Annotated in this window: 12 protein-coding genes; 11 read left to right on the top strand and 1 reads right to left on the bottom strand. The window is 72.7% G+C overall.

What is annotated here, in order from left to right; genetic code table 11:
• The first annotated feature begins 226 nt into the window (after positions 1-226).
• The 5 genes from ACIPPM_RS12370 to ACIPPM_RS12350 all read left to right on the top strand — a co-directional run bounded on the left by ACIPPM_RS12370 (position 227) and on the right by ACIPPM_RS12350 (position 6341).
• Positions 227-820 carry a sigma-70 family RNA polymerase sigma factor gene (locus ACIPPM_RS12370; protein WP_393596616.1) on the top strand — a complete coding sequence of 198 codons (594 nt, stop codon included), beginning with the start codon at positions 227-229 and terminating at the stop codon, positions 818-820.
• Positions 820-1641 (top strand): anti-sigma factor family protein, encoded by an 822-nt coding sequence (locus ACIPPM_RS12365; protein ID WP_401446214.1) that lies wholly within the window; start codon positions 820-822, stop codon positions 1639-1641. The genes ACIPPM_RS12370 and ACIPPM_RS12365 overlap by 1 nt, the downstream gene beginning before the upstream one ends.
• Positions 1642-1728: 87 nt before the next feature.
• Positions 1729-4044, top strand: a complete 2316-nt coding sequence (locus ACIPPM_RS12360) for a HelD family protein (RefSeq protein ID WP_401446211.1) — start codon at positions 1729-1731, stop codon at positions 4042-4044.
• Positions 4045-4367: 323 nt separating this feature from the next.
• On the top strand, positions 4368-5792 hold the full coding sequence (locus ACIPPM_RS12355) for an NAD-dependent malic enzyme (protein WP_401446208.1): 1425 nt from the start codon (positions 4368-4370) through the stop codon (positions 5790-5792).
• A gap of 267 nt (positions 5793-6059) precedes the next feature.
• Positions 6060-6341 (top strand): HU family DNA-binding protein, encoded by a 282-nt coding sequence (locus ACIPPM_RS12350; RefSeq protein ID WP_018549700.1) that lies wholly within the window; start codon positions 6060-6062, stop codon positions 6339-6341.
• 65 nt (positions 6342-6406) lie between these two features.
• Here ACIPPM_RS12350 and murA read toward each other — a convergent pair whose 3' ends face one another.
• Positions 6407-7747: a UDP-N-acetylglucosamine 1-carboxyvinyltransferase gene (murA, locus tag ACIPPM_RS12345; protein WP_031182632.1), complete on the bottom strand. Its 1341-nt coding sequence runs from the start codon at positions 7745-7747 to the stop codon at positions 6407-6409.
• 246 nt (positions 7748-7993) lie between these two features.
• On the opposite strand from murA, the gene ACIPPM_RS12340 reads away from it, so the two are divergent.
• The 6 genes from ACIPPM_RS12340 (at position 7994) to ACIPPM_RS12315 (ending at position 15617) form a co-directional block, all read left to right on the top strand.
• Positions 7994-8569, top strand: coding sequence for a YqgE/AlgH family protein (locus ACIPPM_RS12340; protein ID WP_388994241.1), 576 nt, complete (start codon positions 7994-7996; stop codon positions 8567-8569).
• A gap of 29 nt (positions 8570-8598) precedes the next feature.
• Positions 8599-8883: a DUF3039 domain-containing protein gene (locus tag ACIPPM_RS12335; protein ID WP_030810948.1), complete on the top strand. Its 285-nt coding sequence runs from the start codon at positions 8599-8601 to the stop codon at positions 8881-8883.
• Between the two features lie 151 nt (positions 8884-9034).
• Positions 9035-10693, top strand: coding sequence for a beta-N-acetylhexosaminidase (locus ACIPPM_RS12330; protein ID WP_401446474.1), 1659 nt, complete (start codon positions 9035-9037; stop codon positions 10691-10693).
• A 225-nt stretch (positions 10694-10918) separates the two neighbouring features.
• Positions 10919-11812, top strand: coding sequence for an FAD binding domain-containing protein (locus ACIPPM_RS12325; RefSeq protein ID WP_401446201.1), 894 nt, complete (start codon positions 10919-10921; stop codon positions 11810-11812).
• Entirely contained in the window at positions 11809-13314 is a 1506-nt protein-coding gene (locus tag ACIPPM_RS12320; protein ID WP_401446198.1) for a 2Fe-2S iron-sulfur cluster-binding protein, read from the top strand. Before ACIPPM_RS12325 ends, ACIPPM_RS12320 begins: the two co-directional genes overlap by 4 nt.
• Entirely contained in the window at positions 13311-15617 is a 2307-nt protein-coding gene (locus tag ACIPPM_RS12315) for a xanthine dehydrogenase family protein molybdopterin-binding subunit (protein ID WP_401446195.1), read from the top strand. The genes ACIPPM_RS12320 and ACIPPM_RS12315 overlap by 4 nt, the downstream gene beginning before the upstream one ends.
• Positions 15618-15678: the final 61 nt, after the last annotated feature.

Below are 15678 nucleotides of genomic sequence, written 5' to 3'. Positions count from 1 at the left end.
TGTGTGTGATCTGTGCTACACCATGTTTGCCTGACCATAAGTCAGGGCAGCCCGAGCGGACTTGACGCCGTGTCGGAAATGTAAAGATCGCGCGGTGAGAATGTGCGCGCATGTCCCGCTCGTCACACCGCCCCTGAGAAAAAGACCACCTCACCTTGAACAACCGCGCCTCCCGCCCCGTACGAAGGGGCGAGCGACCGACGGGGGCAAGCCCCGGACACCGGAGGTGGGCGTGCGCAAGGATGCGGCCGTGGCCAATGAACCTGGATCGAGGGCCCGACATCGCATGTCCTCGCAGCCCTCACAGTCGTCGGAACCCGACGAGGAGTTGATGCGTGCCCTGTACCGGGAGCACGCCGGACCGCTCCTCGCCTATGTCCTCCGGCTGGTCGCCGGTGACCGGCAGCGAGCCGAGGACGTCGTACAGGAAACACTCATCCGTGCCTGGAAGAACGCCGGTCAGCTCAATCGGGCGACCGGTTCGGTACGCCCCTGGCTGGTGACGGTCGCCCGGCGCATCGTCATCGACGGCCACCGCAGCCGGCAGGCCCGGCCGCAGGAGGTCGATCCGTCGCCGCTGGAGGTCATCCCCGCGGAGGACGAGATCGACAAGGCGCTGTGGCTGATGACGCTGACGGACGCGCTCGACGACCTGACCCCGGCCCACCGTGAGGTCCTCGTCGAGACCTACTTCAAGGGGCGTACCGTCAACGAGGCGGCACAGACCCTCGGGATACCCAGCGGCACGGTCCGCTCACGGGTGTTCTACGCCCTGCGATCGATGAAGCTGGCTCTGGAGGAGCGGGGGGTGACGGCGTGATGAGCGTGTACGGGGGAATGCGAGGATTCGGCGCGGGGGGTACGGGTATGTCTGGCCCCATGCAGGGATCTCCGGTGCCGAACGAACACGAGACCGTCGGCGCCTACGCCCTCGGGATTCTCGACGACACCGAGGCGACCGCGTTCGAGATGCATCTCGCGGGCTGCGAGTGGTGCGCCCAGCAGCTCGACGAACTCGCGGGGATGGAGCCCATGCTGGCCGCCCTCGCGGACCTGCCGGGCACCGGCAGCACACCCGTCATCGGCGAGTCGCTGTCCGCGCGGCCGAGCCCGAGGCTGGTCGAGAAGCTGGTCGACGAGGTCGCCGAGCGACGCGCGAGCAAGCGGCGCCGCGGCTTCTACCTGGTCGCGGCCGCGGCCGCGCTGATCATCGGCGGCCCGGTGGCCGTCATGTCGGTGAGCGGCGGTGGCACGAGCCAGACCGCGACCCCGCTGGCCGCCTCCGCCAAGGACCACTTCGACCAGCTGCCCACCAAGGTCACCGGCGCGGACGCCGGTACCGGCATCACGGCGACCGTCGCCCTGCAGGCCAAGACCTGGGGCACCGACGCCGTACTGCGCCTCGGCGGTGTCAAGGGCGAGCAGAAGTGCTCCCTGATCGCGGTCGGCAAGAACGGCGAGCGGCAGACCCTCGGCTCCTGGAGCGTGCCCAAGGACGGCTACGGCCTCCCCGACGGCAAGACCGAGCAGTCCCGCAACCCCCTGTTCATCGGGGGTGGCACCGCGCTCCAGCCGGACGAGATCGCCCACTTCGACGTGATGACCCTCGACGGGAAGAAGCTCGTCCAAGTGGACGCATAGGAAGCGTCCAGAACCACGCCCGCGTAGCTTTGCCGGGTCCTCTTCGCGTACGGTTGACGGCTGCCCAGCACGTCAGAAGGGGGCCCGGTGGCCGCTCAGGTTCAGCATTCCGCGGTCGGCTCGGTACACGGCGCAAGCGACTCCGTACGGGACCGAGAGATCAGCGTCGAACAGGAACACCTGGACCGGGTGTACCAGCGGCTCGAGGAGAAGATCCACGAGGCCGAGTTCCTGATGCACGACGCCGCCCAGCGCGGCCATGTGGGGACACCGGGGGCGCTGGCCGAGCGGGACGCGCAGGTCTTCCGGGCCGGTATCCATCTCAACCGGCTCAACAACGAGTTCGAGGACTTCCTCTTCGGCCGGGTCGACCTGCTCCAGGGCAAGGACGGCAAGAAGGGCCCGGACGGCGCGTACACCGCCGTGGAGCCCGCCGAGGGCGCCGTCCGGCCCGACAACACCGCCGACATCGCCGAGACCCTGCACATCGGGCGGATCGGCGTCCTCGACCAGGACTACTCGCCGCTGGTCATCGACTGGCGGGCGCCCGCCGCCGCGCCGTTCTACCGCTCCACCCCCGTCGACCCCGGCCGGGTCGTGCGGCGCCGGGTCATCCGCTCCAAGGGCCGCCGCGTCCTCGGCGTCGAGGACGACCTGATGCGCCCCGAGCTGAAGGCCACCCTGGACGGCGGAGAACTGCCCGTCATCGGCGACGGCGCCCTGATGGCCGCCCTCGGCCAGGCGCGCTCGCACACCATGCGGGACATCGTCTCCTCGATCCAGGCCGAGCAGGACCAGGTCATCCGCGCTCCCGCCGCCTCCGTCACCTACGTGGAGGGCGGCCCCGGCACCGGCAAGACCGCCGTCGCCCTGCACCGCGCGGCCTACCTGCTCTACCAGGACCGCAGACGCTACGCGGGGGGCATCCTGATCGTCTCGCCGACCCCGCTGCTGGTGGCCTACACCGAGGGCGTGCTGCCCTCCCTCGGCGAGGAGGGCCAGGTCGCCATCCGCGCGATCGGCTCACTCGTCGACGGTGCCGAGGCCACGCTCCACGACTCACCCGCCGTCGCCCGCGCCAAGGGCTCGTACCGGATGCTGAAGGTGCTGCGCCGGGCCGCGCGCGGCGCCCTCGAACTCGGTGCCGGGGACGGCACCCCGCCCGAGCGGCTGCGCGTGGTGGCCTTCGGGCGCCGCCTCGAACTGGAGGCCCAGGAACTGGAGTCCGTCCGGCGCACCGCGCTCGGCGGCACCGCCCCGGTCAACCTGCTGCGCCCCCGCGCCCGCAAGCTGCTGCTGGACGCCCTGTGGGCCAGGTCCGGCGCCGCCTCCCGGCACACCGACCCCGAACTGGCCGCCGAACTGCGCGCCTCCTTCGACGAGGACGTGGCCGACGAGGACGCCTTCATCGCCTTCCTCGACGCCTGGTGGCCCGAGCTGACCCCGCAGGGCGTCCTCACGGCCATGGCCGACGAGCGGCGGCTCGGCCGCTGGGCCCGCCGCGTGCTCAACCCCGGCGAGGTCCGCAAGGTCGCCCGCGCGCTGAAGCGGGACGGCCTCTCCGTGCACGACATCGCCATGCTGGACGAACTCCAGGCGATCCTGGGCGCCCCCGCCCGCCCCCGCAAGAAGCGCGAACTCGACCCGCTGGACCAGCTCACCGGCCTGGACGAGCTGATGCCGGTCCGCGAGGAGACCCAGCGCGAGCGGGCCGAACGCCTCGCCCAGGAACGCACCGAGTACGCCCACGTCATCGTGGACGAGGCCCAGGACCTCACCCCGATGCAGTGGCGCATGGTCGGCCGCCGCGGCCGGCACGCCACCTGGACGGTCGTCGGCGACCCCGCCCAGTCCTCCTGGTCCGACCCGGACGAGGCGGCCGAGGCCCGCGACGAGGCCCTGGGCTCCCGGCCCCGGCGCCGCTTCGAGCTGACCGTCAACTACCGCAACCCGGCCGAGATCGCCGAGCTGGCCGCCAAGGTCCTCGCCCTCGCCATGCCCGGCTCCGAGTCCCCCCGCGCCGTACGCTCCACCGGCGTCCAGCCGCGTTTCGAGGTCGCCGGGGACTCCCTGGCCGACACCGTCCGCGCGGAGGCCGAGCGGCTGCTCGGGACGGTCGACGGCACCGTCGGCGTCGTCGTCGCCATGAACCGGCGCGAGGAGGCCCGCCGCTGGCTCGCCGGGCTCGGGGACCGCGTGGTCGCCCTCGGCAGCCTGGAGGCCAAGGGCCTGGAGTACGACGCGACCGTGGTCGTCTCCCCGGCCGAGATCGCCGACGAGTCCCCGGCCGGACTGCGTGTGCTGTACGTCGCCCTCACCCGCGCGACCCAGCAGCTCACCGTCGTCTCCGGTGACCGCGACGAGCCGGACGCGGCCCGCGTCCCGGACCTGCTGCGGGACTGAACGGGCCGGTTTCCGAGAACCCCGCGCACGGGGGAATGCCCCCCGGCGTCCGTTTGTTAGCCTTGTCGTGGCACCGGCCCGATCCAAGCCCCCGGGCCCAACCATCGTCGCTACGAGCGACCACTTGCCGCGAGGCGAGCATGGCGGGTCGGTGTCATGAATGTGAGCGAGAGGCCCACGTCCCTGTGACGTGGGCCTCTCGTCTTGGGCACGGGCCCGAGAACACAACGTCCGCAATCGGAGCCGACTACCACGTACTCGGCGGTAGGTGCGACGATCGGACGGCACAACACGCGTCACGGTGAAAGCAGAGGAAGTCGGCCATGGCAACGGCGCCCAGCGTCTCCTACTCGATGACGGTCCGGTTGGAGGTGCCCGCGAGCGGAACCGCCGTATCGCAGCTCACCACCGCCGTCGAGTCCTCCGGAGGCTCGGTCACCGGCCTCGACGTCACCGCGTCCGGGCACGAGAAGCTCCGGATCGACGTCACGATCGCCGCGAGCTCCACCGCGCACGCCGACGAGATCGTCGAAGAGCTGCGCGGGATCGACGGCGTCACGCTCGGGAAGGTCTCCGACCGTACGTTCCTGATGCACCTCGGCGGCAAGATCGAGATGCAGTCCAAGCACCCCATCCGCAACCGTGACGACCTCTCCATGGTCTACACGCCCGGTGTGGCCCGCGTCTGCATGGCCATCGCGGAGAACCCCGAGGACGCCCGGCGCCTCACCATCAAGCGCAACTCCGTTGCGGTCGTGACGGACGGCTCCGCCGTGCTGGGCCTCGGCAACATCGGCCCCAAGGCCGCGCTGCCGGTCATGGAGGGCAAGGCGGCCCTGTTCAAGCGGTTCGCCGGGATCGACGCCTGGCCGCTGTGCCTGGACACCCAGGACACCGACGCCATCGTGGAGATCGTCAAGGCCATCGCCCCCGGCTTCGCGGGCATCAACCTGGAGGACATCTCCGCGCCCCGCTGCTTCGAGATCGAGGCCCGGCTGCGCGAGGCCCTGGACATCCCGGTCTTCCACGACGACCAGCACGGCACCGCCATCGTCGTGCTCGCCGCGCTCACCAACGCGCTGCGCGTCACCGGCCGTTCGATGGAGTCCATCCGGGTGGTCATGTCCGGCGCCGGAGCGGCCGGTACGGCCATCCTGAAGCTGCTGCTCGCCGCGGGCGTCAAGAACGCCGTCGTCGCCGACATCCACGGCGTGGTGCACGCGGGCCGCGAGGACCTGGTGGACGCCCCGGCGGACTCCGCGCTGCGCTGGATCGCGGACAACACCAACCCCGAGGGCCTCACCGGCACCCTCAAGGAGGCCGTGCGCGGCGCCGACGTCTTCATCGGCGTCTCCGCCCCGAACGTCCTGGACGGCACCGACGTGGCCGCGATGGCGGACGGTGCGATCGTCTTCGCACTGGCGAACCCGGACCCCGAGGTCGACCCCACCGTGGCCCGGCAGACGGCCGCCGTGGTGGCCACCGGCCGCTCGGACTTCCCCAACCAGATCAACAACGTGCTGGTCTTCCCCGGTGTCTTCCGGGGCCTGCTGGACGCCCAGTCCCGCACCGTCAACACCGAGATGATGCTCGCCGCCGCGCAGGCCCTGGCCAACGTGGTGACCGAGGACGAGCTGAACGCCAACTACATCGTCCCCAGCGTCTTCAACGACAAGGTCGCGGGCGCGGTGGCCGGGGCCGTCCGGGAGGCCGCCAAGGCGGCCGGAGCGGCTGCCGCGACGTCTTAGCGGCGCTTGCCGTAGGGTCGGGGAGGTTGTGTGGACCGGCGCTGCCTCCCCTACGGCGAGTCGTCGGTTCCCCGGTCGTGACGCCCTCTAGGGTGTCGGCGGGGCAGGCGCTTTTCGTGTGACTCCCCAGGGTGGTCTCATGACTCCTACGGGTGCCGGATTGGCTTTCCCGCCGCAGGTAGGGGCAGGATGCGTCTCTGGGCGCGAGCGCATCGGCATCGATCTCACCTCACGCCTCATTGGCAAGAAGAACACGGGAGTAAGAACATGAACCGCAGTGAGCTGGTGGCCGCGCTGGCCGACCGCGCCGAGGTGACCCGCAAGGACGCCGACGCCGTGCTGGCCGCGTTCGCCGAGGTCGTCGGCGACATCGTCTCTAAGGGCGACGAGAAGGTCACCATCCCCGGCTTCCTGACCTTCGAGCGCACCCACCGTGCCGCTCGTACCGCGCGCAACCCGCAGACCGGTGAGCCCATCAACATCCCGGCCGGCTTCAGCGTGAAGGTCTCCGCGGGCTCGAAGCTCAAGGAAGCCGCGAAGGGCAAGTAACCCCCATAACGCAAAGTGGGCGGCTCCCCGAAAGGGGGCCGCCCATTCTGCGTATCCGGGACCGGTCAGCCGAGTGCCTTGCCCGGCAGCTCGACCTTCGCGCCCAGTTCCACGAGCTTCTCCATGAAGTTCTCGTAGCCGCGGTTGATCAGGTCGATGCCGTGGACCCGCGAGGTGCCCTCGGCGGCCAGGGCCGCGATCAGGTACGAGAAGCCGCCGCGGAGGTCGGGGATGACCAGGTCGGCGCCCTGCAGCTTGGTCGGTCCGGAGACGACCGCCGAGTGCAGGAAGTTCCGCGCGCCGAAGCGGCAGTCCGAGCCGCCCAGGCACTCCCGGTAGAGCTGGATGTGCGCGCCCATCTGGTTCAGCGCGGAGGTGAAGCCGAGGCGGGACTCGTACACCGTCTCGTGGACGATGGACAGGCCCGTGGCCTGGGTGAGGGCCACCACCAGCGGCTGCTGCCAGTCGGTCTGGAAACCGGGGTGTACGTCCGTCTCCAGCGCGATCGACTTGAGCTGGCCGCCGGGGTGCCAGAAGCGGATGCCCTCGTCGTCGATCTCGAAGGCGCCGCCGACCTTGCGGTAGGTGTTCAGGAACGTCATCATCGAGCGCTGCTGGGCGCCCCGGACGTAGATGTTGCCGCCGGTCGCCAGCGCCGCGGACGCCCAGGAGGCGGCCTCCAGGCGGTCCGGGAGGGCGCGGTGGTTGTAGCCGCCGAGCGAGTCCACACCGGTGATGCGGATCGTCCGGTCGGTGTCCATGGCGATGATCGCGCCCATCTTCTGCAGTACGCAGATGAGGTCCTCGATCTCGGGCTCCACGGCCGCGTTGGACAGCTCGGTGACGCCCTCGGCCAGCACGGCCGTCAGCAGCACCTGCTCGGTGGCGCCCACCGACGGGTACGGCAGGTCGATCTTCGTGCCGCGCAGCCGCTGCGGGGCCTCCAGGTACTGGCCGTCCGCCCGCTTCTCGATGGTCGCGCCGAACTGGCGGAGCACGTCGAAGTGGAAGTCGATCGGCCGGCCGCCGATGTCGCAGCCGCCGAGGCCGGGGATGAAGGCGTGGCCCAGGCGGTGCAGCAGCGGGCCGCAGAACAGGATCGGGATACGGCTGGAACCCGCGTGGGCGTCGATGTCGGCGACGTTCGCGCTCTCGACGTAGGTCGGGTCCAGGATCAGCTCGCCCGGCTCCTCGCCCGGCCGCACCGTCACACCGTGCAGCTGGAGCAGGCCGCGCACGACCCGCACGTCACGGATGTCCGGGACGTTGCGCAGGCGGCTGGGCGCGCTGCCCAGGAGGGCGGCGACCATGGCCTTCGGCACGAGGTTCTTCGCACCGCGGACACGGATCTCGCCCTCCAGCGGGGTTCCGCCGTGGACAAGCAGGACATCGTCGTTGACGGTCATGAATCTCGCGTTCCGATGAGTCGGGCAGGGGTCGGCCGATCACTTTGCGCAGGGGCCGGAGAGACAGGGTAATGGCGGATCACCCTTCGCCCATAAGCCCGAGGACCGGCCAGCCGTGTCACAACACGAACGGTTCTCCCGCGGGCACGTCGGGTCACCGGGCCGCACGGCTCCCCGGAGGGCGTGCTCGCTGTTCATGTGCCTTTCGGCTCCCCACGCGGGGCGGGATGCGGGATCATGTCTGGCATGACCGAGGTGTCCTCGCTCACAGGGCGGCTGCTCGTGGCAACCCCCGCCCTGGCGGACCCGAACTTCGACCGCGCGGTGGTGCTCCTCCTCGACCACGACGAGGAGGGCTCCCTGGGGGTGGTCCTCAACCGCCCCACCCCGGTCGACGTGCGCGACGTGCTGGCCGGCTGGGCGGCCCTGACGGGCGAGCCCGGGGTGGTCTTCCAGGGCGGCCCCGTCTCGCTGGACTCCGCGCTCGGCATCGCCGTGGTCCCCGGCGGCGGCGAGGGGGAGAGCGCCGCCCCGCTCGGCTGGCGCCAGGTGCACGGCGCGATCGGCCTGGTCGACCTGGAGACCCCGCCCGAGCTGGTCGCCTCCGCCCTCGGCGCGCTGCGCATCTTCGCCGGGTACGCGGGCTGGGGGCCGGGCCAGCTCCAGGACGAGCTGGACCAGGGCGCCTGGTACGTGGTCGAGTCCGAGCCCGGCGACATCTCCTCCCCGGCCCCCGAACGGCTGTGGCGCGAGGTGCTCCGACGGCAGCGCGGCGACCTGGCGATGGTGGCCACGTATCCGGACGACCCATCGCTCAACTGATGCCTGTGAGCTTCAGTACCCTTGGCGGTATGAGCACTCTTGAGCCCGAGCGCGGGACTGGTACGGGGACCCTCGTAGAGCCGACGCCACAGGTGTCCCACGGCGACGGCGACCATGAGCGCTTCGCCCACTACGTCCAGAAGGACAAGATCATGGCGAGCGCCCTGGACGGCACGCCCGTCGTGGCGCTGTGCGGCAAGGTCTGGGTGCCGGGCCGCGACCCGAAGAAGTACCCCGTCTGCCCCATGTGCAAGGAGATCTACGAGTCCATGAGCAGCGGTGGCGACAAGGGCGGGGACAAGGACAAGAAGTAACCCCGCCTCCCGCGCGGATTGCCCCCGGCGCGTTTCCCGGTGTTTTCCGCGCGTGTTTCACCGGGCGCCGGGGCAGCGTCCCCGTGACACGGATTCCGGGCCGTGCGCCGGGGTATGCCGAGGTATTTCGGGGGCTGAAGTGACCGGTGGGATTCCTGAGGTGATTCCGGCGCCGATCGAGGCGCACGGAGGCTCGGGCGAGGGATTCCCGCTCGGTCCCGGCACCGGCCTGGCGGCCCTGGGGGAGGGCGCCGAGGGCACCGCCCGCTGGCTGCGCGCCACCCTGGGCGCGGCCACCGGCTTCGCCCTCGCCCCGGCCGACGGCACCGGCGAGAACGTCGTACGGCTCGGCGTCGACCCGCGCGTCACCGCCGAACTCGGCGCCGAGGGCTACCGGCTCGACACCACGCCGACCTGCGCCGACCTGCGCGGCGGCGGTCCGGCCGGGCTGTTCTGGGGCGCCCAGACGCTACGGCAGCTGCTCGGCCCCGACGCCTTCCGGCGGGCCCCGCTGCCCGGCCGTACCTGGCGGCTGCCCGAGGTGCGGATCGCCGACGCGCCCCGCTTCGGCTGGCGCGGCCTGCTGCTCGACGTGGCCCGGCACTTCATGCCCAAGGAAGGCGTGCTGCGCTATCTGGATCTGCTGGCCGCGCACAAACTCAACGTCCTCCACCTGCATCTGACGGACGATCAGGGCTGGCGGATCGAGATCGAACGCCATCCGAGGCTCACGGAGATCGGCTCCTGGCGCGCGCGGACCAAATTCGGCCACCGCTCGTCCCCGCTCTGGGAGGCGAAACCGCACGGCGGCCACTACACCCGGGACGACATCCGGGAGATCGTCTCCTACGCCGCCGAACGGCATATCACCGTCGTCCCGGAAATCGATCTTCCCGGCCACTCCCAGGCCGCCATCGCCGCCTACCCGGAACTCGGCAACACCGACGCCGTCGACACCCGCGGCCTCACCGTCCGGGACGACTGGGGGATCTCCCCGTACGTGCTCGCCCCCACCGAGGTCGTGCTGCGGTTCTACGAGGGCGTGCTCGAAGAGGTGCTGGAGCTGTTCCCGTCGCCCTACGTGCACCTCGGCGGCGACGAATGCCCGCCGGACCAGTGGCGGAAGTCGCCCGCCGCGCGGGCCCGCGCGGCGGAACTCGGGCTCGCGGACGTGGACGGGCTGCGCTCCTGGTTCGCCGGGCACTTCGGCGCCTGGCTCGCCGCGCGCGGGCGCAGGCTCGTCGGCTGGGACGAGATCCTCGACGGCCCGCTGCCGCCCGGCTCGGCCGTCTCCTCCTGGCGCGGCCACCGGGGCGGCCGGATCGCCGCGCGGGCCGGGCACGACGTGGTCATGTGCCCCGAGCAGCACGTCTACCTCGACCACCGGCAGGCGCCCGGCGAGGACGAACCGGTGCCCATCGGCTACGTCCGCACCCTGGCCGACGTCTACCGGTTCGAGCCCGTACCGGACGGCCTCACCGCCGACGAGGAACGCCATGTGCTGGGCGCCCAGGCCAATGTGTGGACCGAGGTGACCGAGGACGCCGGACGCGTCGACTACCAGGTCTTCCCCCGGCTCGCCGCGTTCGGCGAGGTGGTCTGGAGCCCGCCGCCCGCGTCCGGCGAGCGGGACCTCGCGGACTTCGAGCGCCGGATGGGCGCCCACTACCGGCGACTTGACGCGCTCGGCGTCGCCTACCGCCCGCCCGGCGGCCCCCACCCCTGGCAGCGGCGCCCCGGAGTGCCGGGACGGCCGTTCACGGGACCGCCCGTGGAGCCCGAGCCGTCGAACGGCAGCCCGAACGCGTAACGGGAGAACCATCCGGGACACCACCGAAGAGGGTCAATCGGACCCACCCGAAGATGCTGGTGTAAACGGGACCATCCGCCCGATGGAGTGGGTCAACACCCCTTGGCCGACCCGCGCGTCCGAGCCTTGCGAAGATGTGCCAGAGTTGCCACGTCCGCCCTGTCGGCACGTACCGTACGGCAGCACAGGCGCGACCAGGTGGGGCAGCGGGAAGGGGCAGCCGGTTTGACCACGCACGCACCGCAGGCGGCACAGGCCGTCACGCTGCCCACGACGCTGGACGAGGCGGTGGCGGCTCTGACCGCCATGCCCGCCGCGGTCCCCGTCGCAGGCGGCACCGACCTCATGGCCGCCGTCAACTCCGGGCAGCTCAGGCCCGCCGCGCTGGTCGGCCTCGGCCGGATCAGCGAGATCCGCGGCTGGCAGTACCAGGACGGCCACGCCCTGCTCGGCGCGGGCCTCACCCACGCCCGCATGGGCCGCCCCGACTTCGCCGCGCTGATCCCCGCGCTCGCCGCCGCCGCGCGCGCCGCCGGACCGCCGCACATCCGCAACGCGGGCACCCTCGGCGGCAACGTCGCCTCCGCCGCGCCCACCGGCGACGCGCTGCCGGTGCTGGCCGCGCTGGAGGCCACCCTGATCGTCGCCGGACCGGACGGCGCCCGCCGCGAGGTCCCCGTCTCGCATCTGCTGGCCGGGGTCGAGATGCTCCGCGGCGGCGAACTCATCGGGTACGTCCGGGTTCCGCTGCTGCACGCCCCCCAGGTCTTCCTCAAGGCCACCGGACGTACCGGGCCCGGCCGTTCGGTCGCCTCCGTGGCCCTCGTCCTCGACCCCGCCCGGCGCGGAGTGCGGTGCGCGGTGGGCGCCATAGCGCCGATGCCGCTGCGTCCGCTGGACGCCGAGCAGTGGGTCGCGCAGCTCATCGACTGGGACAACGACCGCACCCTCGTCCCCGAAGCCCTCCAGGCGTTCGGCGAGTACGTCGCCGCGGCCTGCATCCCCGACCCGGCGCCGGAGCCGGACGGCACGGTCGTCCCGCTGCCGCCCGCCGTACTGCACCTGCGGCGCACCGTCGCCGCGCTGGCCCGACGAGCACTGGGGAGGGCGCTGTCGTGACCGACGACCAGCGCGGACACGAGGACGACACGTCCCAGGGCGGCGGCCGCTGGGACCCGCTGCCCCAGGGCGAGTACGACGACGGCGCCACCGCCTTCGTCCAGCTCCCCGAGGGCGGCATCGACGCCCTGCTGGCCGGTGACAGCCCGCTGGCCGCGCCGGGCCACAGCTATGTGCCGCCCCGGATAACGACCCCGCCGGAGGGCGAGGACGAGGGCCAGGGCCATGGTCAGGGCCACGGCCAGGGTGCCTGGGACGTGCCCCGGGACCAGTGGGCCGCCCAGGACACCGCCCCGGCCCAGCAGCCGCACGGTGACGACCGGTTCACCTACCAGCCCGGCGCGCAGGGGCACTGGACCGCCGAGGAGTCCGCCGCCCCGCCCGGCCACGACGTCACCGGGCAGTGGTCCGTGCCGGTCGCCGGGGGCGACCTGCCCGACGAGTCCGGCGAGTTCACCACCTCCGCGCTGGCCGAGCAGTGGGGCGCCGCCCCGCCGGTCCTCCCCGGCGGCGCGGCCGCGCCCTGGGTCACCGACACCATCGGCGGGGCGTGGGGGCCCCAGGAGCCCGCTGAGGTCACTCAGCACGCGGAGCGCGCGCCCGAAGAGGCCCACCGCGGTTACGAGCACGAGCCCGCCGAGTCCGCAGAGGCCACCGAGCCTGCCGAGAGCCCCGTAGAGGCCCCTGAGGGCGCCTCTGACGGCTCGTCGGACGAGAGTGCGACCGAGGAGCCCGAAGCGGCCCCGGAGGCCGTGGAGGAGCCCGTAGCGGCCGACGAGGCGGACACCGCCGTCGTCGACGCCGTCCAGGAGGACGCCGGGGAGGCCGAGGACGAGGCCCCGCCGCCGCCCCAGGACGAACACCCCCTCGCCTCCTACGTGCTGCGCGTCAACGGTGCCGACCGGCCCGTCACCGACGCCTGGATCGGCGAGTCGCTGCTCTACGTGCTGCGCGAACGGCTCGGCCTCGCGGGCGCCAAGGACGGCTGCTCACAGGGCGAGTGCGGGGCGTGCAACGTCCAGGTCGACGGACGGCTCGTGGCCTCCTGCCTGGTCCCCGCGGTCACCGCCGCGGGCAGCGAGGTCCGCACCGTCGAGGGCCTGGCCAGCGGCGGCCACCCCTCCGACGTACAGCGGGCGCTCGCCCGGTGCGGCGCCGTGCAGTGCGGCTTCTGCGTACCCGGCATCGCCATGACCCTGCACGACCTGCTGGAGGGCAACCCCGCCCCCACCGAGCTGGAGACCCGCCAGGCGCTCTGCGGCAACCTGTGCCGCTGCTCCGGCTACCGGGGCGTCCTGGACGCCGTCCGCGAGGTCGTCGACGAGCGCGAGGCGGGCATCGGCGCCGACCTCGAACCGGACGACGGCACCGCGCGCATCCCGCACCAGGCGGGCCCCGGCTCCGGGAGCGTCAACCCCTCGGCGTTCGAAGCACCCGGCGCCTTCGGCGCGTTCGGCGCCCCGCACGACCCGCACCACGGCCAGGACGGAGGCCAGGCGTGAGCGACGAAGCCGCCACCGCGACCACGGCGGCGGAAGCCCCCCCGGCCGAACCGCTGCCGCACGGCCTGGGCGCCTCCCTGCCCCACGCCGACGCCCGCGCCAAGACCGAGGGCACCTTCCCCTACGCGGCCGACCTGTGGGCCGAGGGCCTGCTGTGGGCCGCCGTGCTGCGCTCCCCGCACGCACACGCGCGCATCGTCTCCATCGACACCACGCACGCGCTGGCCATGCCCGGTGTACGGGCCGTCATCACCCACGAGGACGTGCCCGGCACCTCCCGGCACGGCCGGGGCACCCCCGACCGGCCGGTGTTCGCCTCCGAGGTCGTACGCCACCACGGCGAGCCCCTCGCCGCCGTCGCCGCCGACCACCCCGACACCGCGCGGATGGCCGCCGCCGCCGTCATCGTCGAGTACGAGCCCCTCGACCCGGTCACCGACCCCGAGCGCGCCTTCGAGGCCGAGCCGCTGCACCCGGACGGCAACCTGATCCGGCACATCCCGCTGCGCCACGGCGACCCCGAAGCGGCCGGCGAGATCGTCGTCGAGGGCCTGTACCGCATCGGCCGCCAGGACCCCGCGCCCATCGGCGCCGAGGCCGGGCTCGCCGTACCCCGCCCGGACGGCGGGGTGGAGCTGTACCTCGCGTCCACCGACCCGCACAGCGACCGCAACACCGCCGCGGCCTGCTTCGGGCTGTCCGCCGACCGGGTGAAGATCGTCGTCACCGGGGTGCCCGGCGCCACCGCCGACCGCGAGGACCAGGGCTTCCAGCTGCCCCTCGGCCTGCTCGCGCTGAAGACCGGCTGCCCGGTGAAGCTGACCGCGAGCCGCGAGGAGTCCTTCCTCGGGCACGCCCACCGCCACCCCACCCTGCTGCGCTACCGCCACCACGCCGACGCCGAGGGCAGACTCGTCAAGGTCGAGGCGCAGATCCTGCTCGACGCGGGCGCCTACGCCGACACCTCCGCCGACGCCCTGGCCGCCGCTGTCTCCTTCGCGTGCGGCCCCTACGTCGTGCCGAACGCCTTCATCGAGGGCTGGGCCGTACGCACCAACAACCCGCCGTCGGGCCATGTCCGCGGCGAGGGCGCCATGCAGGTGTGCGCCGCCTACGAGGCGCAGATGGACAAGCTGGCCAAGAAGCTGGGCCTGGACCCGGCCGAGGTGCGCCTGCGCAACGTCCTGGCCACCGGCGACGTGCTCCCCATCGGCCAGACCGTGACCTGCCCGGCCCCGGTCGCCGAACTCCTCACGGCGGTACGGGACTTCCCGCTGCCGACGCTGCCCAAGGACGGCCCGGAGGAGGACTGGCTGCTGCCCGGCGGCCTCGAGGGCGCGGGCGAGCCGGGCGCGGTGCGCCGGGGCGTCGGCTACGGCCTCGGCATGGTGCACATGCTCGGCGCCGAGGGCACGGACGAGGTGTCCACGGCGACCGTCCGGGTGCACGACGGCGTGGCCACCGTGCTGTGCGCGGCGGTGGAGTCCGGTCAGGGCTTCACCACGCTGGCCCGGCAGATCGTGCAGGAGACGCTCGGCATCGACGAGGTGCACGTGGCGCCGGTCGACACCGACCAGCCCCCGGCCGGACCCGGCTGCCGGGGCCGCCACACCTGGGTGTCCGGCGGGGCGGTGGAGCGGGCGGCCAAGATGGTCCGCACCCAGCTCCTCCAGCCGCTGGCGCACAAGTTCGGCATGTCCACCGAGCTGCTCCAGATCACCGACGGCAAGATCACCTCGTACGACGGGGTGCTCTCCACCACCGTCACCGAGGCGCTGGAGGGCAAGGAACTCTGGGCCACCGCCCAGTGCCGCCCCCATCCGACCGAGCCGCTGGACGGCGCCGGTCAGGGTGACGCCTTCGTCGGCCTCGCCTTCTGCGCGATCCGCGCGGTGGTCGACGTCGACGTGGAGCTGGGCTCGGTACGGGTGGTGGAGCTGGCGATCGCGCAGGACGTGGGCCGGGTGCTCAACCCCGCGCAGCTGGCGGCGCGGATCGAGGGCGGGGTCACGCAGGGCGTGGGCATCGCGCTCACCGAGAACCTCCGCACGCCGCGCGGACTGATCCGTCATCCCGACCTCACCGGGTACGCGCTGCCGACCGCGCTGGACGCGCCGGACATCAAGATCGTGAAGCTGGTCGAGGAGCGGGACGTGGTGGCGCCGTTCGGCGCGAAGCCGGTCAGCGCCGTGCCGGTGGTGACCTCGCCCGCGGCGATCGCGTCGGCGGTGCGGGCGGCCACCGGACGCCCGGTGAACCGGCTGCCGATCCGGCCGCAGGCCGCGGTGGTCAACGCGCGGTGAGCTGGGGTTTGTTCGGCTGAGGTCGCCTGTTCGGCTGAACCCCGGTCCGGCGAGGCAACGC

Source organism: Streptomyces sp. NPDC090119 (genome assembly GCF_044747085.1).
GTDB lineage: Bacteria > Actinomycetota > Actinomycetes > Streptomycetales > Streptomycetaceae > Streptomyces.
The sequence above is the reverse complement of the archived record's forward strand: the minus strand, read 5'-3'. Positions and strand labels throughout refer to the sequence as shown.

What these genes read in the sequence shown, in the direction of transcription:
- ACIPPM_RS12340 (WP_388994241.1), top strand. Translation starts at nt 7,994, where the DNA reads ATGACCGAGGTGTCCTCGCTCACAGGGCGGCTGCTCGTGGCAACCCCC.
- ACIPPM_RS12335 (WP_030810948.1), top strand. Translation starts at nt 8,599, where the DNA reads ATGAGCACTCTTGAGCCCGAGCGCGGGACTGGTACGGGGACCCTCGTA.
- ACIPPM_RS12350 (WP_018549700.1), top strand. Translation starts at nt 6,060, where the DNA reads ATGAACCGCAGTGAGCTGGTGGCCGCGCTGGCCGACCGCGCCGAGGTG.
- murA (WP_031182632.1), bottom strand. Translation starts at nt 7,747, where the DNA reads ATGACCGTCAACGACGATGTCCTGCTTGTCCACGGCGGAACCCCGCTG.
- ACIPPM_RS12365 (WP_401446214.1), top strand. Translation starts at nt 820, where the DNA reads ATGAGCGTGTACGGGGGAATGCGAGGATTCGGCGCGGGGGGTACGGGT.
- ACIPPM_RS12355 (WP_401446208.1), top strand. Translation starts at nt 4,368, where the DNA reads ATGGCAACGGCGCCCAGCGTCTCCTACTCGATGACGGTCCGGTTGGAG.